25 protein-coding genes and 1 pseudogene are annotated in these 22,505 nt (G+C 65.9%); 15 read left to right on the plus strand and 11 right to left on the minus strand.

Going from position 1 to position 22,505, the window contains the following annotated elements:
- A partial coding sequence (locus tag ACIQ2E_RS01780; RefSeq protein ID WP_398325293.1) for a DEAD/DEAH box helicase occupies window positions 1-1,101 on the minus strand: 1,101 nt, incomplete at its 3' end.
- 117 nt (window positions 1,102-1,218) lie between these two features.
- On the opposite strand from ACIQ2E_RS01780, the gene ACIQ2E_RS01785 reads away from it, so the two are divergent.
- The 5 genes from ACIQ2E_RS01785 (at window position 1,219) to ACIQ2E_RS01805 (ending at window position 5,432) form a co-directional block, all read left to right on the plus strand.
- A complete protein-coding gene (locus ACIQ2E_RS01785) occupies window positions 1,219-1,395 on the plus strand; it encodes a hypothetical protein (RefSeq protein ID WP_398325296.1) in 177 nt (58 codons plus the stop codon).
- A 111-nt stretch (window positions 1,396-1,506) separates the two neighbouring features.
- A complete protein-coding gene (locus ACIQ2E_RS01790) occupies window positions 1,507-2,658 on the plus strand; it encodes an NAD(P) transhydrogenase subunit alpha (RefSeq protein ID WP_398325299.1) in 1,152 nt (383 codons plus the stop codon).
- A complete protein-coding gene (locus ACIQ2E_RS01795) occupies window positions 2,655-2,954 on the plus strand; it encodes an NAD(P) transhydrogenase subunit alpha (protein ID WP_398325302.1) in 300 nt (99 codons plus the stop codon). Before ACIQ2E_RS01790 ends, ACIQ2E_RS01795 begins: the two co-directional genes overlap by 4 nt.
- Window positions 2,951-4,366: an NAD(P)(+) transhydrogenase (Re/Si-specific) subunit beta gene (locus ACIQ2E_RS01800; RefSeq protein ID WP_398325305.1), complete on the plus strand. Its 1,416-nt coding sequence runs from the start codon at window positions 2,951-2,953 to the stop codon at window positions 4,364-4,366. Before ACIQ2E_RS01795 ends, ACIQ2E_RS01800 begins: the two co-directional genes overlap by 4 nt.
- A 1-nt stretch (window position 4,367) precedes the next feature.
- On the plus strand, window positions 4,368-5,432 hold the full coding sequence (locus ACIQ2E_RS01805) for a YheT family hydrolase (protein ID WP_398325360.1): 1,065 nt from the start codon (window positions 4,368-4,370) through the stop codon (window positions 5,430-5,432).
- On the opposite strand, the gene ACIQ2E_RS01810 is transcribed toward ACIQ2E_RS01805, so the two are convergent.
- The 4 genes from ACIQ2E_RS01810 to ACIQ2E_RS01825 are packed head-to-tail and all read right to left on the minus strand — an operon-like array spanning window position 5,392 to window position 7,698.
- Complete coding sequence (locus tag ACIQ2E_RS01810) at window positions 5,392-5,754, minus strand: (2Fe-2S) ferredoxin domain-containing protein (RefSeq protein WP_398325307.1); 363 nt, start codon at window positions 5,752-5,754, stop codon at window positions 5,392-5,394. The two genes, ACIQ2E_RS01805 and ACIQ2E_RS01810, sit on opposite strands and share 41 nt — an antisense overlap.
- Entirely contained in the window at window positions 5,751-7,013 is a 1,263-nt protein-coding gene (locus ACIQ2E_RS01815; protein ID WP_398325310.1) for a 1-deoxy-D-xylulose-5-phosphate reductoisomerase, read from the minus strand. Before ACIQ2E_RS01815 ends, ACIQ2E_RS01810 begins: the two co-directional genes overlap by 4 nt.
- A 23-nt stretch (window positions 7,014-7,036) precedes the next feature.
- Entirely contained in the window at window positions 7,037-7,507 is a 471-nt protein-coding gene (locus ACIQ2E_RS01820; protein WP_398325313.1) for a hypothetical protein, read from the minus strand.
- A complete protein-coding gene (locus ACIQ2E_RS01825; RefSeq protein ID WP_398325316.1) occupies window positions 7,504-7,698 on the minus strand; it encodes a hypothetical protein in 195 nt (64 codons plus the stop codon). The genes ACIQ2E_RS01820 and ACIQ2E_RS01825 overlap by 4 nt, the downstream gene beginning before the upstream one ends.
- Window positions 7,699-7,948: 250 nt before the next feature.
- On the opposite strand from ACIQ2E_RS01825, the gene ACIQ2E_RS01830 reads away from it, so the two are divergent.
- Window positions 7,949-9,313: a sodium-dependent transporter gene (locus ACIQ2E_RS01830; protein WP_398325319.1), complete on the plus strand. Its 1,365-nt coding sequence runs from the start codon at window positions 7,949-7,951 to the stop codon at window positions 9,311-9,313.
- A 26-nt stretch (window positions 9,314-9,339) separates the two neighbouring features.
- Entirely contained in the window at window positions 9,340-9,555 is a 216-nt protein-coding gene (locus ACIQ2E_RS01835) for a hypothetical protein (protein WP_398325321.1), read from the plus strand.
- Between the two features lie 12 nt (window positions 9,556-9,567).
- Here the strand turns inward: ACIQ2E_RS01835 and cysS are convergent, their stop codons facing one another.
- A complete protein-coding gene (cysS, locus tag ACIQ2E_RS01840) occupies window positions 9,568-11,037 on the minus strand; it encodes a cysteine--tRNA ligase (RefSeq protein WP_398325363.1) in 1,470 nt (489 codons plus the stop codon).
- Window positions 11,038-11,089: 52 nt separating this feature from the next.
- Here cysS and ACIQ2E_RS01845 point away from each other — a divergent pair, with 52 nt between their 5' ends.
- Entirely contained in the window at window positions 11,090-12,070 is a 981-nt protein-coding gene (locus ACIQ2E_RS01845; RefSeq protein ID WP_398325324.1) for a glycosyltransferase family 2 protein, read from the plus strand.
- A gap of 45 nt (window positions 12,071-12,115) precedes the next feature.
- Entirely contained in the window at window positions 12,116-13,441 is a 1,326-nt protein-coding gene (locus ACIQ2E_RS01850; RefSeq protein WP_398325327.1) for a tetratricopeptide repeat protein, read from the plus strand.
- Here the strand turns inward: ACIQ2E_RS01850 and ACIQ2E_RS01855 are convergent.
- Both ACIQ2E_RS01855 and ACIQ2E_RS01860 read right to left on the minus strand, forming a co-directional pair.
- The gene (locus ACIQ2E_RS01855) at window positions 13,411-13,953 is read right to left on the minus strand and encodes a hypothetical protein (protein WP_398325330.1); all 543 of its coding nucleotides are present in this window, start codon (window positions 13,951-13,953) and stop codon (window positions 13,411-13,413) included. The two genes, ACIQ2E_RS01850 and ACIQ2E_RS01855, sit on opposite strands and share 31 nt — an antisense overlap.
- Before the next feature lie 16 nt (window positions 13,954-13,969).
- Window positions 13,970-14,959, minus strand: a complete 990-nt coding sequence (locus tag ACIQ2E_RS01860) for a hypothetical protein (protein WP_398325333.1) — start codon at window positions 14,957-14,959, stop codon at window positions 13,970-13,972.
- On the opposite strand from ACIQ2E_RS01860, the gene ACIQ2E_RS01865 reads away from it, so the two are divergent.
- Window positions 14,946-15,530 (plus strand): hypothetical protein, encoded by a 585-nt coding sequence (locus ACIQ2E_RS01865; RefSeq protein ID WP_398325336.1) that lies wholly within the window; start codon window positions 14,946-14,948, stop codon window positions 15,528-15,530. The genes ACIQ2E_RS01860 and ACIQ2E_RS01865 overlap by 14 nt on opposite strands.
- On the opposite strand, the gene ACIQ2E_RS01870 is transcribed toward ACIQ2E_RS01865, so the two are convergent.
- Complete coding sequence (locus ACIQ2E_RS01870) at window positions 15,427-16,563, minus strand: hypothetical protein (RefSeq protein WP_398325339.1); 1,137 nt, start codon at window positions 16,561-16,563, stop codon at window positions 15,427-15,429. The genes ACIQ2E_RS01865 and ACIQ2E_RS01870 overlap by 104 nt on opposite strands.
- Window positions 16,564-16,624: 61 nt before the next feature.
- Here ACIQ2E_RS01870 and ACIQ2E_RS01875 point away from each other — a divergent pair, with 61 nt between their 5' ends.
- A complete protein-coding gene (locus ACIQ2E_RS01875; RefSeq protein WP_398325342.1) occupies window positions 16,625-16,861 on the plus strand; it encodes a hypothetical protein in 237 nt (78 codons plus the stop codon).
- A gap of 45 nt (window positions 16,862-16,906) precedes the next feature.
- On the opposite strand, the gene ACIQ2E_RS01880 is transcribed toward ACIQ2E_RS01875, so the two are convergent.
- Window positions 16,907-17,275: a DUF6165 family protein gene (locus ACIQ2E_RS01880; protein ID WP_398325345.1), complete on the minus strand. Its 369-nt coding sequence runs from the start codon at window positions 17,273-17,275 to the stop codon at window positions 16,907-16,909.
- Window positions 17,276-17,656: 381 nt separating this feature from the next.
- Here ACIQ2E_RS01880 and gmd point away from each other — a divergent pair, with 381 nt between their 5' ends.
- Both gmd and ACIQ2E_RS01890 read left to right on the plus strand, forming a co-directional pair.
- Window positions 17,657-18,847, plus strand: coding sequence for a GDP-mannose 4,6-dehydratase (gene gmd, locus ACIQ2E_RS01885; RefSeq protein WP_398325348.1), 1,191 nt, complete (start codon window positions 17,657-17,659; stop codon window positions 18,845-18,847).
- Between the two features lie 187 nt (window positions 18,848-19,034).
- Window positions 19,035-20,012 (plus strand): GDP-L-fucose synthase family protein, encoded by a 978-nt coding sequence (locus tag ACIQ2E_RS01890; protein WP_398325351.1) that lies wholly within the window; start codon window positions 19,035-19,037, stop codon window positions 20,010-20,012.
- Window positions 20,013-20,292: 280 nt separating this feature from the next.
- Here the strand turns inward: ACIQ2E_RS01890 and ACIQ2E_RS01895 are convergent, their stop codons facing one another.
- Window positions 20,293-20,502: a hypothetical protein gene (locus ACIQ2E_RS01895; protein WP_398325354.1), complete on the minus strand. Its 210-nt coding sequence runs from the start codon at window positions 20,500-20,502 to the stop codon at window positions 20,293-20,295.
- Window positions 20,503-20,789: 287 nt separating this feature from the next.
- Between ACIQ2E_RS01895 and ACIQ2E_RS01900 the strand changes: the two are divergent.
- Window positions 20,790-21,131: pseudogene (locus tag ACIQ2E_RS01900) on the plus strand (NAD-dependent epimerase/dehydratase family protein); the annotation flags it as partial.
- Between the two features lie 59 nt (window positions 21,132-21,190).
- Window positions 21,191-22,327: an IS5 family transposase gene (locus tag ACIQ2E_RS01905; protein WP_398325357.1), complete on the plus strand. Its 1,137-nt coding sequence runs from the start codon at window positions 21,191-21,193 to the stop codon at window positions 22,325-22,327.
- Window positions 22,328-22,505: the final 178 nt, after the last annotated feature.

The raw sequence follows: 22,505 nt of genomic DNA on the forward strand, positions 1-22,505 counted from the left end.
GCTCACCAGCCAATCGGCCTCGCCGGCCTTGAAGGCCTCCATGCGCTGAGCGGCATCCGGATCCTGCGAGTGCACCAGGTGCACCCGATCACCCTCCTCCTCCAGCAGGCCGCAGATGCGGCGGGCATGGGCAATGTCGCGGGCGATCACCAGGCCGCCGGCACCGGTGTGCTCGCGCCGCACCACCTCGAGGCGCCGGCGGGCATTGAGCAGCAGCCGCAGGGCAATGCTGCTGCTGTCGCCCAGGCGGATGGCGCGGCGCAGGTTGCGGGCGCGCCAGCTCTCGCGCTGCTCCTGCGATAGAGGCGAGCGCTCGCTATCACCCAGCTCTCCCTGGCGGCCGTGATCCACCCAGCCGTCTTGAAAGCGGAATTCCAGCGGGCGCACATCCCCTGCCGCGATCAGTTCGCGCGGCTCCACGCTCAGATCCGGTGCGATCTGCTCCACCCACTCCTGGCCGTCGTGCACCTGGATGCGGCGGGCGGCGCAGAAGGCCAGGTTGTCGGCCCGAAAGGGGGTGCCGGTGAGGCCCAGGCGCAGGCGGGCACCGGCGCTGAGGCGGCTGAAGGCATGCCCCCAAGCGGTGGCCTCCGGTTCATCGGGATCCAGTCCCAGGTGGTGCACTTCATCGGCGATGGCCAGCCAGGGGCCCCAGGCGGCGGCCTGCAGCTGCTGCTCCAGCACGGCGAGGTTGCGCCCAGCGGCTTGATACGAGAGCAGCAGGCCGTGGGGGGAAGACTGGCCGGGGCGATCACTCAGTTCCAGCCCGGGCTGCCATTCCTGAAGATTCAGCCCCAGCCGAGCCGCGGAGGCCAGCCACTGGCTGGCAATCGAGCTGCGGTGGCAGAACACCAGCAGGCGCTGCAGCCGGCCTTCCCGCTCCAGCCGCTCAAAGCTGAGCAGCGCGCCGAGGGTTTTGCCGGCGCCGGGCCCAGCGTTGATCAACACATCTTTGTGGCCTTCGCGCTCGAGCCGCCGGCGCAGCAGCTGCAGCAGCTGTGATTGCCATTGGCGCGGCTGCAGCACTGGCTGCGGGCGCTGCGCCTGCAGCACCTGCAGCGGGCGCCGGGGCAGGCCGAGATCGAACGACAGCGAAGCCATCCCGCCATTTTGTTGGCAGGCAGCGAAAAAAGATGAGGGTTTCTACCTATTCGTTTTGGCGCTGGAGTCCTTAACTTCCGGCCATCACCCCGCTCCCGGGCCTCAACCCGCCAGCCCATGAACGAGCGTTCCCCGTTTTCTCTCAGCCCCGACGAACTGCGCCAGCGCTTTGAGCGCGCCCTGGATCTGGAATGCGACCTCGACCCGATGATCCTGCGGGCCCGCCAACTGCGTCAGCAGGGCTCCAACCCCCAGGCTCGCTGCCTGGAGCAGGAGCTCTTGCCGCTGTTCTGAACGCGGCCTTGCCAGGCGTGTGCGGATGTGAGCACACGCCTGAGAAAAGCGTTGCCGCTGGCCGTGAACCCGGCGAACACTGGGCTGTTGTGACGTGAAGGCGGCAAGTTTTTGATTCGTGTGTTGGTGCCGCGGGAGTGCCGCCCCGGTGAAACGCGCGTGGCAGTCACCCCAGAAACCGTGCGGCGCCTCAGTGCCCGCGGTTGTTTGCTGCACGTGGAGCAAGGGGCCGGTGCGGCCAGCGGGTTTGACGATGCCGCCTACGGCGAGGCGGGTGCTCAGTTGATCGATCCGGCCGCTGCGGCCGCCGAGCACTGGAGCCAGGCGGATGTGGTGTTGGCGGTGCAAGCCGGCTCGATCGCCCAGCAACGCCGCGAGCTGGAAGCCCTGCGGCCCGGCTCGCTGTTGCTCGGCCTGCTGGAGCCCCATGGCAACGACAGCCTCAAGCAACAGTTGGAGCAGCAGCGCCTCACGGCGATGGCCCTTGAGCTGCTGCCGCGCATCAGCCGCGCCCAGACCATGGACGTGCTCTCCTCTCAGGCCAACATCGCCGGCTACAAGGCGGTGCTGCTGGCTTCAGCCGCTCTGGATCGCTACGTGCCGATGCTGATGACGGCCGCTGGCACGATCCAGCCCGCTCGCGCCCTGATCCTCGGGGCTGGCGTGGCTGGGCTTCAGGCCCTGGCCACGGCCAGGCGCCTTGGGGCTGTGGCCTACGTGAGCGATGTGCGCGCGGCCGCCAAAGAACAGGTGGAATCGCTCGGAGGGCGCTTTATCGATCCGCCCGAGCTGGAGCAGAAGCCCGGTGAAACCGGCGGCTATGCCCAGCAGGCCACGGAGGATTTCCTGGCGGCACAGCGCCGCCAGCTCACGGAGCAGCTGGCCCTGGCCGACATGGTGATCTGCACCGCCCAGGTACCGGGCCGGCCTGCGCCGCGCCTGATCGACGACGCCATGCTCCAGCACATGCGCCCCGGCAGCGTGGTGGTGGATCTGGCGGTGGCCCAGGGCGGCAACTGCGAAGGCGCGCAGCCCGGCACCACCGTGATCCGCCACGGCGTTCAGCTGATCGGGGCGGATCAACTGCCCTGCAGCGTGGCTAACCATGCCAGCGCCCTCTATGCCCGCAACGTGGCTTCCCTGCTGGAGCATCTGCTTGAAGCCTCCGGCAGCGAGCCCACTGCACTGCAACTCAACCTGGAGGATCCGATCGTGAGCGGTTGTCTGTTCACCCACCACGCCACGGCAGGAGCTGCGACATGACCAGCCTCTCCCAGGCCCTGTGGGTGCTGCTGCTCGGCAGCCTCCTGGGGCTCGAGCTGATCGGCAAGGTGCCGCCCACCCTGCACACGCCGCTGATGAGCGGCGCCAACGCCATCAGCGGCATCACCGTGCTCGCCTCCATCACGCTGATCGCCAACGCCCAGGGCAATCCGGCGTTGCTGATCCTTGGTTCGGTGTCGCTGGGCTTCGCCTTGTTCAACGTGATCGGCGGCTTCCTGGTCACCGACCGGATGCTCGCCATGTTTAGCCGCAAGAAGAGCGGAGGCGGGCGATGAACGTGCTGGATCTCTTCGGTTATCTGATCGATCTGCTGGCGGTGCTGCTGCTGGCGCTGGGGCTCAAGGGTCTCTCCACCGTGCGCTCTGCCCGCTCGGCTAACGGTTTGGCGGCGCTGGCCATGGGCCTGGCGGTGCTTGGGCTGCTGCTGCAGCTGCAACCCGATCCGATCGCCTGGCTGTGGATGGCGATCGGCACCGCTATCGGTGGCCTGCTCGGCCTGATCACAGCCCGGCGCGTGCCGATGACGGCCATGCCCGAAACCGTGGCCCTGTTCAACGGCTGCGGAGGTATGGCTTCGCTACTGGTGGCCATGGCCGTGGCCCTTTACGACAGCGACGGCGCTGATCTAGTGGAGCTGATCTCGATCGTGATCTCGGTGTTCGTGGGGGCGATCACCTTTACGGGCTCGATTGCTGCGATGGGCAAGCTGCAGGGCTGGCTCGGCACCCCGGGCTGGACCCAGAGCGGCGTGCGCCATGGCCTGAACATCGCCCTGGCCATTGCTGCCCTGGTGGGTGGTTTCACCATGCCCGGCGATCCCACCGGTGCACCCTTGTGGCTGCTGCTCGCCGCCTCCAGCCTGCTGGGCATCGGCGTGACCTTGCCCATCGGCGGGGCCGATATGCCAGTGGTGATCTCACTGCTCAACTCCTATTCCGGCGTGGCCGCGGCGGCCGCCGGCTTTGTGGTGGGCAGCCAGCTGCTGATCGTGGCCGGCGCCATGGTGGGTGCGGCCGGCCTGATCCTCACGCAGGTGATGTGCACCGGCATGAACCGCTCGCTGGTGAGCGTGCTCTTCGGCGGGGCCCTCGGCGGCAGCGCACCAGTGGGAGGCGGCGGCGATGAGGCGGGCTACAGCCGCATCGTGAGCTGCAGCTCCGAGGAATGCGCCATGGCTCTTGAGAACGCTGAGCGGGTGGTGTTCGTGCCGGGCTACGGCCTGGCGGTGGCCCAGGCCCAGCACGCCCTGCGGGAGCTGGCCAAGCTGCTGGAGGCGAACGGCTCGGAGGTGAGCTATGCCATCCACCCGGTGGCCGGCCGCATGCCCGGCCACATGAATGTGCTTCTGGCTGAGGCCGATGTGCCCTACGAGCAGTTGCTGGAGATGGACACGATCAACCCGGAGTTCCCCCGCACCGATGTGGTGATCGTGCTCGGCGCCAATGATGTGGTGAATCCCGACGCCAAGAACGACGCCCAGAGCCCCCTCTACGGCATGCCAGTGCTGGAGGTGGATCAGGCCCGCCAGGTGTTTGTGGTGAAGCGCAGCCTGGGGGCTGGCTACGCCGGCATTAAGAATGCGCTGTTCGAGCTGCCTCAAACGGCCATGGTGTTTGGCGATGCCAAGGCGGTGCTGCAGCAGCTCTGCACAGAACTGCGCAGCCAGGGTGTCGGAAAAGCCGCTTGATCTGTCTGAGTCAAAGCTCCCCGGGGCCCTCCTCCCCGCGGCCCTGGGCCTCGAGCCTTTCCGGCCGCGGCTGCCCTGGCTGAACGGCGACCTGCAGACCCTGCGGGACACGCTGCGCCCGGTGGCCCTACCGCCTGAGGCCGGCGAGCCGATCACCATCCCTGTGGGGAGGGGCGATCAGCTGCTGGCGCTGCTGGATCCGCCCCTGGGCGGGGCCGAGCCCAGGGCGCTAGTGGTGTTGATGCACGGACTGGGGGGCAGCAGCTGCCGCAGTGGTCTGCGGCGGATGGGGCTCACGCTGCAACGCGCCGGCTTTGCGGTTCTGCGGCTCAACATGCGCGGCGCCGGCCCGGGGCGGGAGCTGGCCCGCGGCACCTATGCCGCCAGCTGCAACAGCGATCTACTACCGGCTCTGGCCCGCGCCCGCGAACTGGCGGGGGGCCTGCCGCTGTTGGGCATGGGCATCTCCCTGGGGGGCACCAAGCTGCTGAACGCCCTGCTCACCGGGCCTGGCCTACTCGATGGGCTGGTGACGATCAGCTCGCCCTTGGATCTGAGCGCCTGCTCCGCCCAGATCGAGCGCCCCCGCAACCGCATCTACAAGCGCTGGCTGCTGCAGCGCCTTGTGGCCCAGACCCTGGCTGATCCCTTCGGGCTGAGCGAACCGGAGCGGGAGTCACTGGCCGGCCGGGGCCCCGTGGGGCCCATGGACAGCATCCTGGCCTTTGACGCCGCGATCACAGCCCCTCGCTGGGGGTACGACTCGGTGGACCATTACTACCAAGAGGCCAGTCCACTGCTGCAGCTGCAAGCCCAGGTAGCCGTGTTGCCGCCCACCCTGGTGCTGCATGCGATCGATGACCCCTGGGTGCCGGTGGCGGCGGCCCGCGATCTGGCGGCCTTGCAGCTGCCAGGGGTGGAGGTGCTGCTCACGACCGCTGGTGGGCACAACGGTTTTCATGCCCGCTGTGATGGCTGTGGCGCTGGACGAGCGAGCTCGGCCCCCGGGAACTGGGGGGATCGGCTCACGGCGCGCTGGTTCCAGCGCCTGCTGGCGCAGCGCTGAACGGCATCCGTTTCAAGATCCAGGGCTCAATCGGCGTGCCACCGATCACGTGCTCCCGCAGGATCCGCTCGATCCGCTCGACCGTGACTTCGCCGTAAACGATTCCTTCCGGCCAGATCAACAGCACCGGCCCCTCGGCACAGATGCGCAGGCAGTCGGCTTTGGTGCGCAGCACGATGCCCTCGGGCCGTGATGGATCTTCGAGGCCCCAGGCGCGCACCAGGCGTTTGAGTGTGTCCCAGCTGGCGATACCCACGGCTGGATCGGGGCAGCAGAGCGCTTTGGCTGGGGTGGCGCAGAGCAGCAGGTGGTGGGAAATCACGCCGGCAGCGCAGCCGGCGCCTGGGAATGAACAGTGGTGCTCAGCCGGGCTGCAGCTTCACGCACTGCCTGGCGGCTCCAGGCGTCCACGGCCAGCACGTCGTTCAGAGAGGGATCGGCTTTGAGGTCGCACTTGTGGCGATCACACACCACGTCGATCAACCGCGGGATATCGAGGAAGTGGATCTGCTCCTCGAGGAAGAGCGCCACCGCCTGTTCGTTGGCGGCGTTCATCACGGCCGGCATCGTGCCGCCAGCGCGGCCCGCGGCGTAGGCCAGCTCCATGCAGGGGTATTTGGCCGGGTCGGGCTTGCGGAAGGTGAGGGAGCCCACTTCGGTGAGATCGAGGCGGCGCCAGGGGGTGTCCAGGCGCTCAGGCCAACTCATGCAGTAGAGGATCGGCAGCTTCATATCGGGCCAGCCCAGCTGCGCCAACACCGAGGAATCGGCTAGCTCCACCATCGAGTGGATGATCGATTGGGGGTGGATCACGATCTCGATGTGGTCGTAATCGAGGCCGAAGAGGTAGTGGGCTTCGATCACCTCCAGGCCCTTGTTCATCAACGAGGCCGAATCCACGGTGATCTTGCGGCCCATGCTCCAGTTGGGATGGCTGGTGGCATCGGCCACGGTGGCCTTGTGGAGGTCTTCCGGGAGCCAATCGCGGAAGGCGCCGCCGCTGGCCGTGAGTTGAATGCGGCGTAGCCCTGGGGTGGGCACGCCGGTGCTCAGACGTGCGGTGTCGGCCCAGGGGGTGCCCTGCAGGCACTGGAAGATGGCGGAGTGCTCGGAATCGGCTGGCAGCAGGCGCGAGCCGGACTTCGCCAGCTCCGGCAGCACCACTGGGCCAGCGGCGATCAGCGTTTCCTTGTTGGCCAGGGCCAGATCCTTGCCGGCGCGGATCGCCGCCAGGGTGGGCAGCAGGCCGGCGCAGCCCACGATGCCGGTCACCACCAGATCAGCTGTTGGCCAGGCGGCGGCGGTGCAGAGCCCATCGGGCCCGCCCACCAGCTCGGGCAACTTGGCCGGGCGCTCCGCAGGCTCCAGAGCCGCAAGCCGGGTGCGCAGTTCGGCCACCCGCTCGGCATCGGCCAGGGCCACCACCTCGGGGGCGTGGCGCTGGATCTGGCTGATCAGCAGGTCGAGGTTGTTGCCGGCGGTGAGCGCCACCACCCGGAAGCGATCGGGGAACTCCTCCACGATCTCGAGCGTTTGCGTGCCGATCGAGCCAGTGGAGCCGAGCACGGAGAGGGCTTTCACGGCGGGATCGGCGAACGGCGCGGTCAGTCTCCCACTGTTGCGGTGGCGGTTGGTGCCGCTGCAGGGGGAGCGCCGATGCCGAAACAGCTCAATCCCGCAGCCTGGGCCGCCTCCTGGAGCGACTCACTGTTGCTGATCAACCAACGGCAACGCCAGAGCCGAGCGCTCGCCAGCTCCAGCGCATCGGTGATGGCCAGAGCTTCCGGCGCACCACGGGTTCGGCGGTGGGGAAGCGGAGTGCTGCAGAGCAGTCGAAGGGGCAGGGGCCGGATCGCCACCCCGGCATGCAGTGCCCGCAGCAGGTCCTGCCCATCCCGGTTGCCTTCACGGCCGCTGGGAAGGTTCATGAGTGTGCGGGTCAGGGCGATTTCGCTGCTGATCCAGGCGTCTGTGCTTAGCCGGAACCAGCGGCGCACGGCCTCTCCTGTCGGCCCTGCGCTGATCAACGCCAACAGGATCGTGCTGTCAACGTAGGTGAGTGAAGGGCGGGTCATGGCTGTTCTCCGCTCCGCTGAAGGGCCGCATCCAGTGCCAGGCGGCTGCGCCGGATCGCGGGGGTGAGCAGCACCTGCCCACTCCTGAGCAGCTGCAGCTCAAGCTCGTCGCCCATCTGCAGACGCAGTAGATCGCTCAGGGACTGCGGCAGCCGCACCGCCAGCACATTTCCCCAGCGCCCGATTCGCACGTTGCGGGGCCTGGGATGTGGGACTTGATCGGCTTGGTGGTGGGGGTGGGGTGTTGTTGTGGCGGGGTGTCCAAAGGGGGATATCCATGGATATCCGCCTCTGGACAGTGCTGCAGACCTATCCCCAGCCCCAGAGGAGGCGGGTGATCGAGCCATGGATGCCTCGGCGGCGAAACTTCCCAGAGCATTCCCCGATTTGCCGGCGCGCAGCCGCAGCCGGGAAACTGGGGCGACGTTGGCCAGCGGCCCTATGGCGGATCAGATCGGTGCGGAGCGCGGACGGCCGCCAGAGCAATGGGGCTCCTCGCTGGGGTTCGTGTTGGCCGCGGCGGGCAGTGCTGTGGGGCTCGGCAATCTCTGGGGCTTCGCCTACCGGGCTTCCCAGGGCGGTGGGGCGGCGTTTGTGCTGCTGTACGTGGTGATCGTGGCGGTGGTGTGTCTGCCGGTGCTGGTGGCGGAGATGGTGCTGGGGCGCAGCACCGGCCATGCGCCGCTGGTGGCGCCGATCACGGCCGGTGGTCGCCGCTGGCTGCCCCTGGGTTGGCTCTACATCGCCGCTTCCGTTGGGATCCTCAGCTACTACGCGGTTCTGATGGGCTGGACCGGCCGCAGCCTGCTGCATGCCCTCACCTCGCCACTGCCGGCGGATATCGCTGCCGCTGAGACGTTCTTTGCCGGCATCAGCAGCGGTGGCGATGCGGTGCTGGGCCATCTGCTGAGCCTGGCGCTCACCGGTTTGGTGGTGGCGGCCGGCATTCGTTCGGGCATCGAGCGCCTGTCGCGCTGGGGCATGCCGCTGTTGTTTGCGGTGTTGCTGGCGCTGCTGCTCTGGGCTGCTGCGCTTCCCGCTGCTCAGGAGGGCTATGCCGGCTTCCTGCTCCGCTGGGATGCCAGCAAGCTCACCGATCTCACCACAATCCGCAACGCTTTTACCCAGGCCTTCTTTTCGATCGGGGCCGGCATCGGCTGCATCCTGGCCTACGCCGCTTATCTCGATCGCCGCAGTGGCATTCCTGGTGAAGCCGTGGCTGTGGTGGGGATGGACACGGCCGTGGGGCTGATGGCCGGCTGCGTCACCTTCCCGATCGTGGCCAGCTTCGGCCTGGCGGATGTGGTGAGCAGCAGCACTGTGGGAACGCTGTTTATTGCTCTGCCCACGGGCTTGGGGTCTCTGGGGCTGGCCGGGCGTGTGGTGGCGGCGGCCTTCTTTGCCTTGGCTTATGTGGCGGCGATCACCTCCTCGGTGTCGCTGCTGGAGGTGCCGGTGAGTTCGCTCATGGATCGGATGGGCTGGAGCCGCCCGCGGGCTGTGTGGCTGATGGTGGTGGTGATCGCCGTGATCGGTCTGCCTTCGGCCCTGGATGTGGCCGTGCTGGAAAAGATGGATGCCGTGTTTGGCGGCGTGTGCCTGATCGCCGGTGGCCTGCTGATGGCTTTGCTGATGGGGTGGCGGGCTCCGGAGCGCCTCAGCAGCGATCTGCGCGGCTCCGGCACCTCGCCCCGCCTGCTGCGGCTGCTGCTCTGGAGCCTGCGCTGGGTGTCGGTGCCTGTGATCAGCCTGGGGCTGATCGTGTCGGTGGTGGATCTGGCGAAGAGCTGGTCGGGCGGCGCTTAACTGGCCGCAGCAGAGAGGCCCATTCCATGACGCTCGGACCGCAGTGGTTGCAGCGTTTCAACTTCATTGAGCGCGCCAGGCTCGAGCGCGAGCTCTGGGATGCCTTCGAGCGGGGTGAGCCGATCGAGCAGCTGGTGGAGCAGTGTCAGCCTGGTTTCCGCAAGGAGGTGTGGAGCACCACTGCTGTGCGGATCCGCAAGATTGAGTCGATGATGCGCGATCAGCAGCGGCCGGGCAGCTGATCGCTCAAGCCGTCAGCTGCGCAGCCACTCGGTGATTCCACCGGGTTTGTCGATTAATTCAATGCCTTTCGCCTTCAGTGCCTCGCGGATGCCGTCGGCGGTGGCGAAATCCTTGGCGGCTTTGGCGGCTTGGCGGGCTTCGATCTGCGCTTCGATGTCCGCGTTGCTCAAGCCGGCCTCGTGGCTGCCTTCGCCGGCCGGGGGCTGCGCCTCTGTCGTTTCGTGTTGCAGGCCTAGCACTCCCGCCAGCTCCTGCAGCAGGCCGGCCTGGGCGGCCAGCTCAGGCATTGAAGCTTCAGCGCGGGCTGCAGCGTCGCCCCGTTCGATCCGGTTGGCCAGAGCCCGCAGCGGTTTGGCCAGCTCGAACAGCACCGCCAGGGCGGCGGATGTGTTGAGGTCGTCGTCCATGGCGGTGGCGAAGCGCTCGCGGGCCGCAGCGAGGGCACTCGGCAATTCGGTGGCGCGCTCTGACGCAGCGTCGATCTCGCTGGCTAGCCCAAGGGCGGCGTTGAGGCCCTTCCAGCCGGTGGCCGCGGCGTCGAGCGCTTCGGCTGTGAAGTCGAGCGGTTTGCGGTAGTGGGCCTGCAGGGTGAACAGGCGCAGGGTCATCGGCGACACACCGGAATCCAGCAGCGCGCGGATGGTGGTGAAGTTGCCGAGCGATTTGCTCATCTTCTGGCCGCCCACGTTCACCATGCCGTTGTGGAGCCAGTAGTGGGCCAGCTCCTGCCCCGTGGCCGCTTCCGACTGGGCGATTTCGTTCTCGTGGTGGGGGAACACCAGATCGGCGCCGCCGAGGTGGATGTCGATCGTGTCGCCCAGCTCCTCGCGCACCATCGCTGAGCATTCGATGTGCCAGCCCGGCCGGCCCTGACCCCAGGGTGAAGGGAAGCTGGGCTCGCCGGGTTTGGCGCCTTTCCAGAGGGCGAAGTCGAAGGGGTGTTGCTTGCGGGCTTCTTCCTCGGAGGCCACGCGGCCGGCGGCGTTGTCTTGTTGTTGCTCGAGGTCGCGACCGCTGAGCTTGCCGTAGCCGGCGTGCTTCATCACGGCGAAATACACATCACCATCGGCGGAGTAGGCGGCGCCTTTGGCCTCCAGTTCGCTGATCAGGGCCCGGATCGCATCAAGGCTGCGGGTGGCGCGCGGCATGCGGTCTGCCGGCAGGATGTTGAGCCGCGTCATGTCGGCCACGAAGGCGTCGATGTTGCGTTCGCTCACCGCCTCCATCGAGCTGCCTTCTTCAGCGGCGCGATTGAGGATCTTGTCGTCGATGTCGGTGTAGTTCTGCACGAACGTCACCGCGTAGCCACTCCAGCGCAGGTAGCGGCGCAGCACGTCCCAGGCGATGTAGCTGCGGGCGTGGCCCAGGTGGCAGAGGTCATAGACGGTGACACCGCAGCAATAGATGCTCACCTTGCCGGGCTCGATCGGCCGGAACTCCTCAACGCGGCGGGTGAGGGTGTTGGTGAGCCGCAGGGTCACAGGTTTGGAGAAGGGCTTGGCGGCACCGTAGGCCTTTGCCACAGTGCCCCCTATGGCTGAGCTGCAGGTGAATCCAGGCCAGAGGGTGGATGCGGCGCTGCAGGCCGGCAGGCTTCAGGAGGCCCGCAGCCTGGTGTTCCATTGGCTGCAGGCCTATCTGGTGGCGTTGCCGGAGCACCCTCAGCGGCAGCAGTTGCGCGCACCGGAGTTGTGGCGTTGTCTGGCAGATGTGGTGGAGCGCACCAGCGACCACTACCTGCTGGAACTGTTCTGGCAGGGGATGGATCGGGTGAGGCCGGCACCATTGCCGGAGGCGGCGGCATTGCCGTTGTTGGGGGTGCCGATCCTCAACAGACCTGACCTGCTTCAGCGGATGCTCGACAGCCTCGATCATCCGGTTGAAACCCTGGCCATCGTGGATAACAGCCGCGGCTCCAGCGCCGAAGGCCCTGTTAGAGAGCTGTTGGAGCGTCTGGAGCGTGAGGGATATCCGGGCATTGCCCGGGTTGTGGTGGCACGGCCCTTTGGCAACGCAGGCGTGGCCGCGAGTTGGAATCTGATCCTGCGCGCGTTCCCCTCGGCTCCGCTCTGCTTGTTGGTCAACAACGACGTTGTTTTTGGGCCTGGCGTGTTGCAACGGGCGCTGCTGCATCTCAATGGCAGTGAGCCGCAGCTGATGCCGCTGCTGCCGGCGCCGCAACAGTTCTCAGCGTTCCTGCTTACGGCGCTCTGTTGGAACAGGCTTGGGCTGTTTGATCCGGGATTCCATCCCGCCTACTGCGAGGACCTGGACTATCGCGATCGCCTGCGGGCCGATCCGATGGTGCAGTGGCTGGAGCTCCCCGAACTGCAAGCGCCCATGGCTGACCTGAACACCGCTGCGAGCGCCACGATCGCCTGTGATGCTGATCTTGCATCCCACAATCAAGTGAGCTTCGCGCTGAACAGACTGTGGTGGCTGAGTCATCGCCGCCTGCGCCACGATCCCCGTGGCAGTTGGCTGCGCCAGTGGCTGACTGAATGGAAGGATTGAAGTCACCCCGGGAGCACTCGGCGGCGATTCTCCAGACGATCTCCCATGGATGCTTTTCAGCCGAATCCCTCACCCAGCGTCAACCCGGCTGATGCCCTGCGCGCGCAGCTCGCGGAGTGGCTGCAGCCGATCCTGACGGAATTGGACCGAGCCCAACAGCAACAGAATTGGGAGCAGGTGGAGCGGCTCTGTAAACAGGCACTCCAGCGGGATGGTGAGAACTGGGCGCTATGGCAGCGCTTGGCCCAGAGCCATGAGGAGCGCTCCGACTGGGTGCAGGCCGAAACGCTGTGGCGACATTTGACCCAACGGTTCAGCAGCCGACCTGAGCCCTATCTGGCCCTGGCGGCCCTCAAACGCCGCCGGGGTTCTCCCGATGCGGCACGGGTGGTGCTGGAGGAAGCGGAGCGGCGTGTCGGCGAGTCATCGGCCCTGCGCCAAGCCCTCGGTGTGATTGACGACCCATGGGCCCTGGGGGAGGCGGTGCCGCAGCTGGGGCCGGGTGCCTCCGCTGCCGACGTGGCGCGGGCATTGCAGCTGGGCCAGGGGCATCTCGATGCCGGCCGCTTTGCTGAAGCCGAAGCGGTGCTTGAGCAGATTTTGCAAGTGAAGCCCCAGGCGGGGCGGGTGCAACTCAGCCTGGCGCAGTTGCGATGGCGCCGCGGTGAGCTGGATGCCCTGATCGCGCAGCTCGCACCGCTTCTGGGGGACCCTCAGCGGGTGGTGTCCTTGCCTGAACGGGCGCCGCTGAGCCTGTTGCTGGCCCAGGCCTACCTGGCCCGGCAGCGCTGGCAGGAAGCCGATGCGCTGCTGGAACCCCTCGCTCTCGGCCCCGAGCCGGGGCCGGCGTTGTTGCTGTTGCGGGCGGAAGCGGCGGTGGGCCGCGGCGACGACATCGCCGCTCAGCAGCTGTTGCAACAAACGTTGGCCCTGGATTCCAATCTGGCCCGGGCCGAGCGCCTGCTCGGAGAACTCAGTTTGCGCCTTGGGGATTGGGATGCAGCGATCGCCGCCCTCACCAGAGCCCTGGCGCTCCAGCCCGACCAGGCGGAGATCGCCGCACTGCTGCAGCAGGCGCGGCAGCAACAGCTCTGGTGGGCGGGAGAAACGGCTCTCCAGCGAGCCGACTGGCCTGCGGCGGGGGCTGCCTATCGCCGGCTCTTGGAGCAGTGTGATCTGCGCTCCGATGCCGAATCCCACGCCCAGGCGTTGGCCCGCCTGGATTTATTGGCCAGCCTGGAACCGGCCGCCTTGGTGGCGGAGCAGCCTTCAGGTCTGGATCCGGCTGGTCCCGAGGCCCGTCTGATCCAGTTTCGGGACTTTCTGGATCAGGCGGAGCGTCAGCTGAAGAGGCTCGGTGTGTTCGCCTGAGCAGCGGCGGGCTCTTTTGCGGGTTCGGCCGTCGCTTCTGGTTCAGGTCTCTGCTGGAGGTCGAACAGTTGCTGGCGCAGCTCGATCACCTGGCTTTCCAGTTGCAACACCTGTTTTTGGCGAAGCGCCAGCAGCTGCAGCAACTGCTGACTCTGCTGCTGCTGGGGAGTGTTGGTGGCACCGGGAGCCGGTGTCGGGTCGTGCTCAAGGGTCACGCGGAGATCGCGCAGTAGCTGCAGGCTGCTATCGAGGGGATCGAGCAGCTGCTGCAGTTGGCCTTGCCAGCGCTGTAAGCGATTGTCCTGGCGGTCTGCCGCCATGGATTCGATCACCCCCGAGAGCCCGCCACTCAGCTGATCGAGCGGCAGCAACAGTTGTTCCACCTCGAAAGCCAGTCGCTGGCGATCCTGGCTGCGGCGTTGATTGGCTTGCTCGAGCGCGCTGAGGCAGTGGCTGATCAGCCGTTCGGCCCGCTCGAGCTGCGGGCTGGTGAGCGGAAACTCAGCACTCATCAGGCGGCACGGTGGGTCAGGTTTCCAGTTCAGGATGGCAGCGGATCGCCTGCTGCCAATGCAGGCTGAGCTGCTCGAGCAGCTGGTTGAACTCCAGGCGTTCGCGGGCCCGGCGGTGGCGCACCAGGGAGGCAAGGCCCCCATCCACCAGCTTTGCGCGCAGGCCGCTGTTGGCAGGGTCGAGTAGGGCTGCTGCTGCATCTGCCAATGCGGCGGGATCCCCAGGGCGCACCAGGCAGTTGGCGCCATCGCGGCAGAGCCCGTCATCGGGATCACGCTGTTCAGCAACCAGCGGCGTGCGCAGCGCCATGGAGGCAAGCCGGTGCAGCCCGAGGCTCGGTTGCCCCGCGGGCGGGGCCAGCACCACGGCGACTGCTGCATGGCTCAGGAGCGTCAGCCATCGCTGCAATGGCCAGGGAGTGAGCTCGCACAGGCAGTTGAACTGGCGCTGGCGCAGGTTGTGTTGCAACGCCAGACCGAGACCTGGGTTGGCACTCGCCAGGATCAACACCTGATCGCCGCGATCCCCCAGCACTGCGGCGGGCAGGTCTTCGGGATTTAGGCCCACGGACATGGTGTGCAGCGGCTCCCGGAAGCGGCTGCAGCGCTGGAGCACCTCCGCCACCGAGCTGCCGAGAGCCACCCGGATCGCCGCCTGGTCACGGGCACCATGGCCCCAGCAGCGCAGGTCGTCGCCCCAGAGCAGCTGCAGCTTCGGCAGGTTGCGGCGGCCGGGGTAGAACCGCTGTGCGGCTCGCCAGTCGGCGGCATCGCTAAGCAGCAACAGCGCTGGATTGGGGTGGGGCTGAGGGCGCAGGAAGCCGGTATCCAGCAGCGGCTGCCATGGCGATCCCGCCGGGATGCGGCTCTGGGGAGGCATCCACAGCTGCACCTGGCGCTGGCCTTCCGCCGCGGCATAGCGGAAGAATTGGCAGAGCTTGAACCCTGTGCCGCCGTGCGCAGGCTCTGCCGCCAGCACCTGAATCACGCCGTTGAACTCCGCCACTTCGTCCGCCCGTGCCGCCTCGGCCAGCTCGCTTCAGTTTCAGGCATTGCAGCAGCACCTGCAGCAGAGTGAGCTGGATGCGGCTTTGGCTTGCGTTGAGCAGCTGCGGGCTCAGCGCTTGAGCGCCCAGCAACGGGGCCTGGTGCTGCATGTGCAGGCCCTGGTGGAGCGGCAGCGGGGTGAACGGGAGCTTGCCTGGCAGTTGGGGTTGCAAAGCCTGGAGCTGGCTTACAGCCCTGCCCGTGCCCTGGGTTATCTGGAGTTTGTGCTGCTGCCGGTGCCGCGCTGGTCGCTGCGAGCTCAGTGGATCGGTCTGATGCAGGGTGTGGTGCGGGCTGGTTTAGGCCAGCAGCTGTTGCGGCAGTTGGCCGACCTGCTGCAGGCTTACCCCCTCGATCAGCAACGCCAGGAGCTGCTGCGGGCGATTGAGGAGCACGATGGGCTGCTCCAAGCCGATCTGCCGCAGATCAGGCCGCTGTGGCAGCGCCTCCAGCAGTGGATGCACACGCTGGAAGCGGCAGGTTCAGGCAGCAGGCACCGCGGCGGCGAGCGTTCTGTTCCAGCGCGTTGAAGGCCTCGGCTGCGCTGCCTTGCTCGGCCAGACCTCCGAGACGCCGCAGCCAGGCGGTTTGGATCACCAGGGCGCCTGGTGTGGGCAGGGGCCCGAGCTGCACCAGCTCCACGGCGGGTTGCTCGAAGCAGCGCAGCAGCACGGGCAGGAGCGCCAGTGGCGGCAGGTTGTGGCTGATCGGCCAGGCGATCGCGGCGTCGCACTGGTCGAGGGCGCTGTTCCAGGCCGCGGCCAGCTCCCCACCGAGTTCCGGTGTTTCCACTGGCCGGGCCACCACCTCCCAGGGCAGAGAAGGGCAGGGGCAGAGGGCTGCTCTGAGCTGATCCAGTTGGGCCTGGGGTGCCGCGAGCAGCAGGCTCAGCAGGGGCGCTCCCGGGCGATGGGGCAACACCACCCCACTGGCGTGGCGGCTACGGGCCCAAGACGGCTGCTCGGCTGCCGCGGCGGCTATGGGGCGCACGAGCGGAGCGGCGGCGCTGGCATCGAGCACAGGCCAGCCCAGCTGCTGGGCGCTGTTGATCAACCAGCTGGCGGCGGCGGCGGGGCAGCAGCTGAGCTCTGCCGGCGCGGCCAGCAGCGTTCCCCGCGGCAACAACAGCCAGGCTATGGCGCCCGCAGGATCCAGCTTGCCGCTGCGATCCAGGTGGAGTTCCCAGGCGTCGTCGACGTGTAGCTCCGATTCCGGCAGCCGCCAGGCTCGCCCGATCACCAGTCGGCGCGGGCTACCTGGCCGGCAGAGCTGCGAGAGATTGTCCACCAGAGCAGGGGTGAGCAGCGCATCGGAGGGCACCAGCAACAGCCAGTCGTGACTGGCTGTCTCGGCGGCCAGGCGCAGCAGCTCCGCCAGAGCCGGTTCATCGCGGCTCGTGCTCGCCACCTCGGCTCGCACGAGCCGCTTGGGATGTGGCGGCAGATCGGTTTCACCCACCAGGATCTGCTCCAGCTGCAGCACATCCCAGTTGAGGGTTGCCCGATGTAGGGCATTGCTGCTTGTGCTGGCACCAACAGCGGTGCAGACAGTGAAGGGCGCCATGGGGCGGGGTAGACCGTGGAGGCAGAAGCCGTCAGGCTCACACCAGTGTGCTGCGTGGATGATGGCGCCTGATCCTCTGCAACCAACCCCAGGACCAGGGCGTCTGCGCTCCAGCGGCCGCAGCGTGGTGTGGCTGAGTGTGGCGGTGGCGTTGGTGTTGGGCCTTCAGCTCGGGGGGCTGCCTTGGCGCTACCGCAAGCAGCTCTGGCAGCTGCAGGGGTTTCTGCTGGGCGGTGCGGTGGGCTACCTGATCGGTCGCCTCGATCGTGGTGAGCGCGATCCGCTTCCGCCGCCCTGAGCGCCCAGCTGGATGGAACGCCGGCCGATGGGCGTCGCGGAGCCGTTAGCCGTAGAGCTTGTCTTCCAGCAGAGGGCATCCGCTGCTGAGGTCGATCTGGCGCTTGAGGGCATGGCGCTGATCATTGAGCAGGTAAACCTGCCTGGCAAGGTGGATGAAGCTGTCGTTGAACTGACCGGCCTGTTCATGGGCTCGGATCTTGTTTTCCACATCCCAGAGCTGAGCATTCACGGCTGCGAGGCGCTGCTCCAAGCTGGGATCGATCGTGCCCTTAACACCAGCACGCGCTTCAAGCAGCAGCTTGCGTTGTTGCTCGAGGCGATTGATGGCCTCGCCTTCGAGATAGCGCAGTTTGAGCTCAAGGATGCTGAGCCGGTCGAGCAGTTCCCCGATCGACACGGGAATCCACGCCACGGCCGGCTCCTCGTTAGGCAGAGGTGAGGTCATAAAGAGGAGTGAGGTGACGTGCGGTTAGAGGTGTTGCTCAGGTGGCTCACCGCATGGTGTTGGTGACAGCACCGCAACCAGCTGCAGCGTATCCACAAGCACGTTGACCGACGCCACCCGGACGCCCATGCCAGGTATTTCGTATTCAACGCAGCTGCGCTGCAGCGCCTTGAAGTTGCTGATTGATGAACCTTGAAGTCCCACTGAAGTGGATCGACACCCTGGTGTGGTCGCTGTTGATCAGAGCAGGACGTTATCCCGGTCTGTTGATCGCGTATTCAATGCATTCGGCTCGTCGATGCATCGCCAGTCGATTGCCTAGCGAATCCTGCTGTGCGGGCTGGTTGGATGGCGCGATCGGTCGTAGCTTTGGTGCTCAGGGATGGTGGGAACACGTTGGGCAAAACAGCTCTGATCACTGGGATCACTGGCCAGGACGGCTCCTATCTCGCCGAGCTCTTGTTGGACAAGGGCTACCGCGTGCACGGAATCAAGCGTCGCTGTAGCAGCTTCAATACCAGTCGTATCGATCATCTTTATCAAGATCCCCATGATCTTGATCCGCGTTTAATCCTTCACTATGGAGATCTCACTGACGGCGCTAATCTGATTCGCATCATTCAGCATGTGCGGCCGGATGAGATTTATAATCTCGGCGCCCAAAGTCATGTAGCAGTGAGCTTCGAGGCGCCGGAATACACGGCTAATGCCGATGCTCTCGGTGCCTTGCGCCTTCTTGAGGCTGTGAGGACATTGGGGCTCGTGCATACGCGGATCTTCCAGGCCAGCACCAGTGAGCTCTATGGCTTGGTGCGGGAGGCTCCTCAGAAGGAATCCACTCCCTTTTATCCTCGTAGCCCCTATGGCGTGGCTAAGTTGTATGCCTACTGGATCACTGTGAACTACCGCGAAGCCTATGGTATGTATGCCTGCAACGGTATTATGTTTAATCATGAATCGCCGCGGCGTGGCGAGACATTTGTGACTCGTAAGATCACCCGGGGCCTTGCGCGTATCAGCGAGGGTCTAGACGACTGTTTGTATATGGGGAATCTTGATGCACGGCGTGATTGGGGCCATGCGCGCGACTATGTGGAGATGCAGTGGCGGATGCTGCAGCAGCCGGGCATCCCCGAAGATTTCGTGATCGCCACCGGACGCCAGGAGAGTGTGCGTCGCTTCATTGAGCTCAGTGCTGCCGAGTTGGGATGGGGCGAGATCCAATGGCAGGGCACTGGCACCGGCGAGGTGGGCCGGCGCAGCAGCGGTGAGGTGGTGGTGCGCATCGATCCGCGCTATTCCCGGCCTGCGGAGGTGGAGTCTCTGTTGGGCGATCCCAGTAAGGCCCATGCCCAGCTGGGCTGGACGCCCACCACCACCCTCGAGCAGCTCGTGGCCGAGATGGTGGCGCACGACAAGAAAGAAGCGCAACAGGAGGCGATCCTGCGCCAACAGGGGTTCAAGGTGGTGGGCTCGATGGAGGGGCCGCCGCCCACCAACCCACAGTCGACGGAACAGACCCGCGCAGGCCTGTATTAATGCGCACGGGCATCAAGTGCTTGCCGTGCCTGTGCGGGCGAACTACGCACGAACCATCGGATCAGGGCGTTACTCTCCGGCGGCAGATCTGCAGCAGTGACCCACCGGCTCGGCTCTGCCCCGAAGTCGATGTGGGCTTTGATCGTCACTCCCAGCGTTGTGAGGGCCTGCAGTGGGGCCAACCCGCATGATCCCGCTCGTGACCCCAGGCGACCGGATCTTTGTGGCAGGCCACCGGGGTATGGCCGGCAGTGCCATCTGTCGCGCCCTGGCGCGAGGTGGCTATACCCAGATCCTCACCGTGACCCGGCAGGAGCTTGATCTCCTCGATCCGGTTGCGGTGAGTGCCTGGTTCGCTCGCTGTCACCCCTCGGTGGTGGTGCTGGCCGCCGGCAAGGTGGGTGGCATTGAGGCCAACACCAGTTACCCAGTCGACTTTCTGCTCGAGAACCTCAAAATTCAGACCCATGTGATTGAAACCGCGTGGCGCAGCGGCGTACGGCGGCTGTTGTTTCTGGGGAGCAGCTGCATCTACCCGCGCTTGGCGCCGCAGCCAATCCGGGAGGAAGCACTGCTCAGCGGGCCGTTGGAGCCCACCAACGAGTGGTATGCGGTTGCCAAGATCGCCGGTATCAAACTCTGTGAGGCGCTTCGCCGGCAGCACGGCTTTGATGCGATCAGCCTGATGCCCACCAACCTCTACGGCCCGGGCGACACCTACCATCCCATCAACAGCCATGTGCTGCCGGCATTGATCCGCCGCTTCCATGAGGCGGCCCAAGCCAAGCATCCGAGCGTGACCTGCTGGGGCACGGGCTCACCACGGCGGGAATTTCTGCATGTGGATGATCTGGCTGAAGCCTGTGTGTTTGCTCTTGAACGTTGGCAGCCAGGGCTGCAGGAGCTGGCGTTTCTAAACGTGGGCACCGGGCTGGATATCAGCATCCGCGAACTGGCCCAACACGTGGCTACGGCTACCCACTATCACGGCACGATCCATTGGGACAGCAGCAAGCCCGACGGCACCCCGAAGAAACAGTTGGATGTGAGCCGACTGGCGGCTCTGGGCTGGCAAGCCCGTATTCCCCTTGCGGAGGGGTTGCTCAGCACGGTGCAGGCCTTTCGCCAGCACCTCAGTTGCAACCAGCTCCGAACGGTCGAATGAACGCGCCGCAGCGCTCGCGTTCTCCGTGTGCAGGCGGTTGACTTCATCGCATCGGAAATAGCCTCTGCCGGCAGAGGCCGACGGCCTGGGTTGAGATCCACCCCACCTCACAGTTATTCGTTGCTGGATTGCAGCGGCACCCGAAAAGCGCTGGATCTGCCACCGACCCATTGGCGCCAGGCGCTGCGGCAGCTACTGGAGGCAGTGACATGAGATCACCCTTTGGTTCAGGCGAGCGACTGGCGAAAGAGCTCAGCTACCTCCGGGCTGTTGAGCAAGATCAGCAGTCGCTGGAGTGTGCGGCGGTTGCCTGCGGAGGGGTCGAGCTGGAAGGCAAGTCGGCCTCGATCAAGTCGAGCTCGGAGAGCATCCAATCGAGCAACTCGATTTCTTTCTCGATCTGCTTTCTTTCTTTCTTCAGCTGCTCGGTTTCGTTCTCGAGCTGCTTCAGCCGCATCTCCCTTTCGGGATCGCGCCGCCAGTTGAGCATCCGCAAAAACGAGCGGAAGGGAGGCAGCGATGAGCCAGACACCCCATTGCTGTTGGAGAGAGAGCTGGCGGTGGGGGAGGTAGACGTGGTCATAGGAGGAGAACAGAGCAATCAGGCCAACAATGCTGCCAACAACGGCTTCCAGCAGGGCTTTGCCGTCGAACCCCAGCCGCCACCAGGGCAGCGGCGCATCCAGATCCCGAGAGTCTCTAGCCACCCTAAGCAGCCCGCCCCAATTCCGACAGCCACCAGCTTAGTACAAGTGTACGCCTCCGCCCGTGCCTGAAATCACGCCACCCGACGTTCCCGCCCTGCTCGCCGGCCGCCGCCGCATCCTGGTGACGGGCGGCGCCGGTTTTATTGGCGGGGCGGTGGTGCGCCGTCTGCTGGCAGAGAGCGAGTCGCTGGTGTTCAATCTCGACAAGTGCAGCTAAGCCAGCGACCTCCCCAGCATTGAGCAGGTGCTCGCTGAGCTCGGCCCCCAGGCCCTCGATGCCGCCGGCCAGGCCCGCCACAGCCTGCTGCGGGTGGATCTCACCAACGCGGAGGCCACCGCAGCAGCGGTGCGTCAGGCCGATCCGGACCTGGTGCTGCACCTGGCGGCCGAGAGCCATGTGGACCGATCGATCTAGGAGCCTGCTGAAAAAGCCAGCCAGCTGCGGGAGAATGGGCCAACGGCACTGAATGGATGCGCGGCCAGCAGGAACGCACCGGCCCCCTGTTCTCGTACATCTCCACAGAAGACCGAATCCCGGCCTCTCATCCGTTGCGCCAGGTGCGGCGGTTGGCTGATCAGGCTCTTGATCGGCTCAACCCGACCTTCTGCAAGCTCTACCCAGAAGGCGGCCGGCCCTCGATCCCCCCAGAGCAACTGCTTTTGGCCCTGTTGCTGCAGGCGATCTACGGCATTCGCTCGGAGCGGATGCTGATCGAGCAGCTCGATTACAACCTGCTGTTCCGCTGGTTTGTGGGCCTCAACCCCGACGATCCCGTCTGGCATCCGACGACATTCAGCAAGAACCGTGATCGTCTCTTGAACGAGGAGCTCATGGCGAAGTTCCTTGAACTCCTGTTGGCGGCACCTGAAGTCAAGCCGCTGCTGAGTTCTGAGCACTTCTCAGTGGATGGCACCTTGCTGAGGGCCTGGGCGTCCCACAGCTCGTTGGAGCGCATCGACGGCCTGGACGACGGTCCGCCGCCGCCCAGTGGTGGCAAAGGTTTTGGCGGTGCTGCGAACGCTGGTAAGAAGCGAGCCAAGGGCGACTTTCGCGGCCTGCTGCTTTCCAACCAAACCCACCGCTCCACAAGCGACGACGAGGCCCGGTTGTTCAAGAAAGCCCCAGGCGTCGGCGCATTCCTGAGCTTCATGGGCCATTGCGTCATGGAGAACCGCAACGGACTGGTAGTGGCCAGTGAAGTGAGCCAAGCCACAGGACGAGCTGAGCGGGAATCAGCGCTGCGGATGGCTCGCTCCCTCAAGGGTGCTCACCAGAAAACCCTGGGTGCCGACAAGGGTTACGACACCAGGGAGTTCGTGGCCGACCTGCGCATCAGTGGCATCACGCCCCATGTCGCGCAGAACCTCAGTCGCAGTGGTGGATCAGCGATTGATGGCCGCACGGCACGCCATCAGGGCTACGCCCAATCGATCAATGCCAGGAAGCGAATCGAGCAGGTGTTTGGCTGGATCAAACAGTCAGCTGGCCTGCGGCAACTCAAAGCCCGAGGCAGGTCGAAGGTGGGAGCGGTGTTCCGGCTGCATGTGGTGGCCTACAACCTGATCCGCATCACCAACCTGCTCAAGGCACAGGGGGCGATGTCATGAAGGCGGTCATCAGGGAGCCAAAAACTGCGCCAACCAGCCTCCAAACCAGGCATTCAGGTTCGTCAAAGCTGCTGGCCAGCCCATTGGAGGCGGTCAATCTGATTGGCGCGGAGCCAACAACGGTCACGAAGCGGCCAATAGGCCGGCTTTCTCTCGCTTTTTCAGCAGCCTCCTAGGG

Source organism: Vulcanococcus sp., from assembly GCF_044369115.1.
Lineage (GTDB): Bacteria > Cyanobacteriota > Cyanobacteriia > PCC-6307 > Cyanobiaceae > Vulcanococcus.

Excerpts from the sequence above, each read along its gene's own strand:
- ACIQ2E_RS01835 (WP_398325321.1), top strand. The coding sequence starts at position 9,340 with ATGACGCTCGGACCGCAGTGGTTGCAGCGTTTCAACTTCATTGAGCGC.
- ACIQ2E_RS01905 (WP_398325357.1), top strand. The coding sequence starts at position 21,191 with ATGCGCGGCCAGCAGGAACGCACCGGCCCCCTGTTCTCGTACATCTCC.
- ACIQ2E_RS01890 (WP_398325351.1), top strand. The coding sequence starts at position 19,035 with ATGATCCCGCTCGTGACCCCAGGCGACCGGATCTTTGTGGCAGGCCAC.
- ACIQ2E_RS01895 (WP_398325354.1), bottom strand. The coding sequence starts at position 20,502 with ATGCTCAACTGGCGGCGCGATCCCGAAAGGGAGATGCGGCTGAAGCAG.
- ACIQ2E_RS01850 (WP_398325327.1), top strand. The coding sequence starts at position 12,116 with ATGGATGCTTTTCAGCCGAATCCCTCACCCAGCGTCAACCCGGCTGAT.
- ACIQ2E_RS01870 (WP_398325339.1), bottom strand. The coding sequence starts at position 16,563 with ATGGCGCCCTTCACTGTCTGCACCGCTGTTGGTGCCAGCACAAGCAGC.
- ACIQ2E_RS01855 (WP_398325330.1), bottom strand. The coding sequence starts at position 13,953 with ATGAGTGCTGAGTTTCCGCTCACCAGCCCGCAGCTCGAGCGGGCCGAA.
- ACIQ2E_RS01795 (WP_398325302.1), top strand. The coding sequence starts at position 2,655 with ATGACCAGCCTCTCCCAGGCCCTGTGGGTGCTGCTGCTCGGCAGCCTC.
- ACIQ2E_RS01820 (WP_398325313.1), bottom strand. The coding sequence starts at position 7,507 with ATGACCCGCCCTTCACTCACCTACGTTGACAGCACGATCCTGTTGGCG.
- ACIQ2E_RS01785 (WP_398325296.1), top strand. The coding sequence starts at position 1,219 with ATGAACGAGCGTTCCCCGTTTTCTCTCAGCCCCGACGAACTGCGCCAG.
- gmd (WP_398325348.1), top strand. The coding sequence starts at position 17,657 with ATGGCGCGATCGGTCGTAGCTTTGGTGCTCAGGGATGGTGGGAACACG.
- ACIQ2E_RS01875 (WP_398325342.1), top strand. The coding sequence starts at position 16,625 with ATGGCGCCTGATCCTCTGCAACCAACCCCAGGACCAGGGCGTCTGCGC.
- ACIQ2E_RS01830 (WP_398325319.1), top strand. The coding sequence starts at position 7,949 with ATGGCGGATCAGATCGGTGCGGAGCGCGGACGGCCGCCAGAGCAATGG.
- ACIQ2E_RS01800 (WP_398325305.1), top strand. The coding sequence starts at position 2,951 with ATGAACGTGCTGGATCTCTTCGGTTATCTGATCGATCTGCTGGCGGTG.
- ACIQ2E_RS01845 (WP_398325324.1), top strand. The coding sequence starts at position 11,090 with ATGGCTGAGCTGCAGGTGAATCCAGGCCAGAGGGTGGATGCGGCGCTG.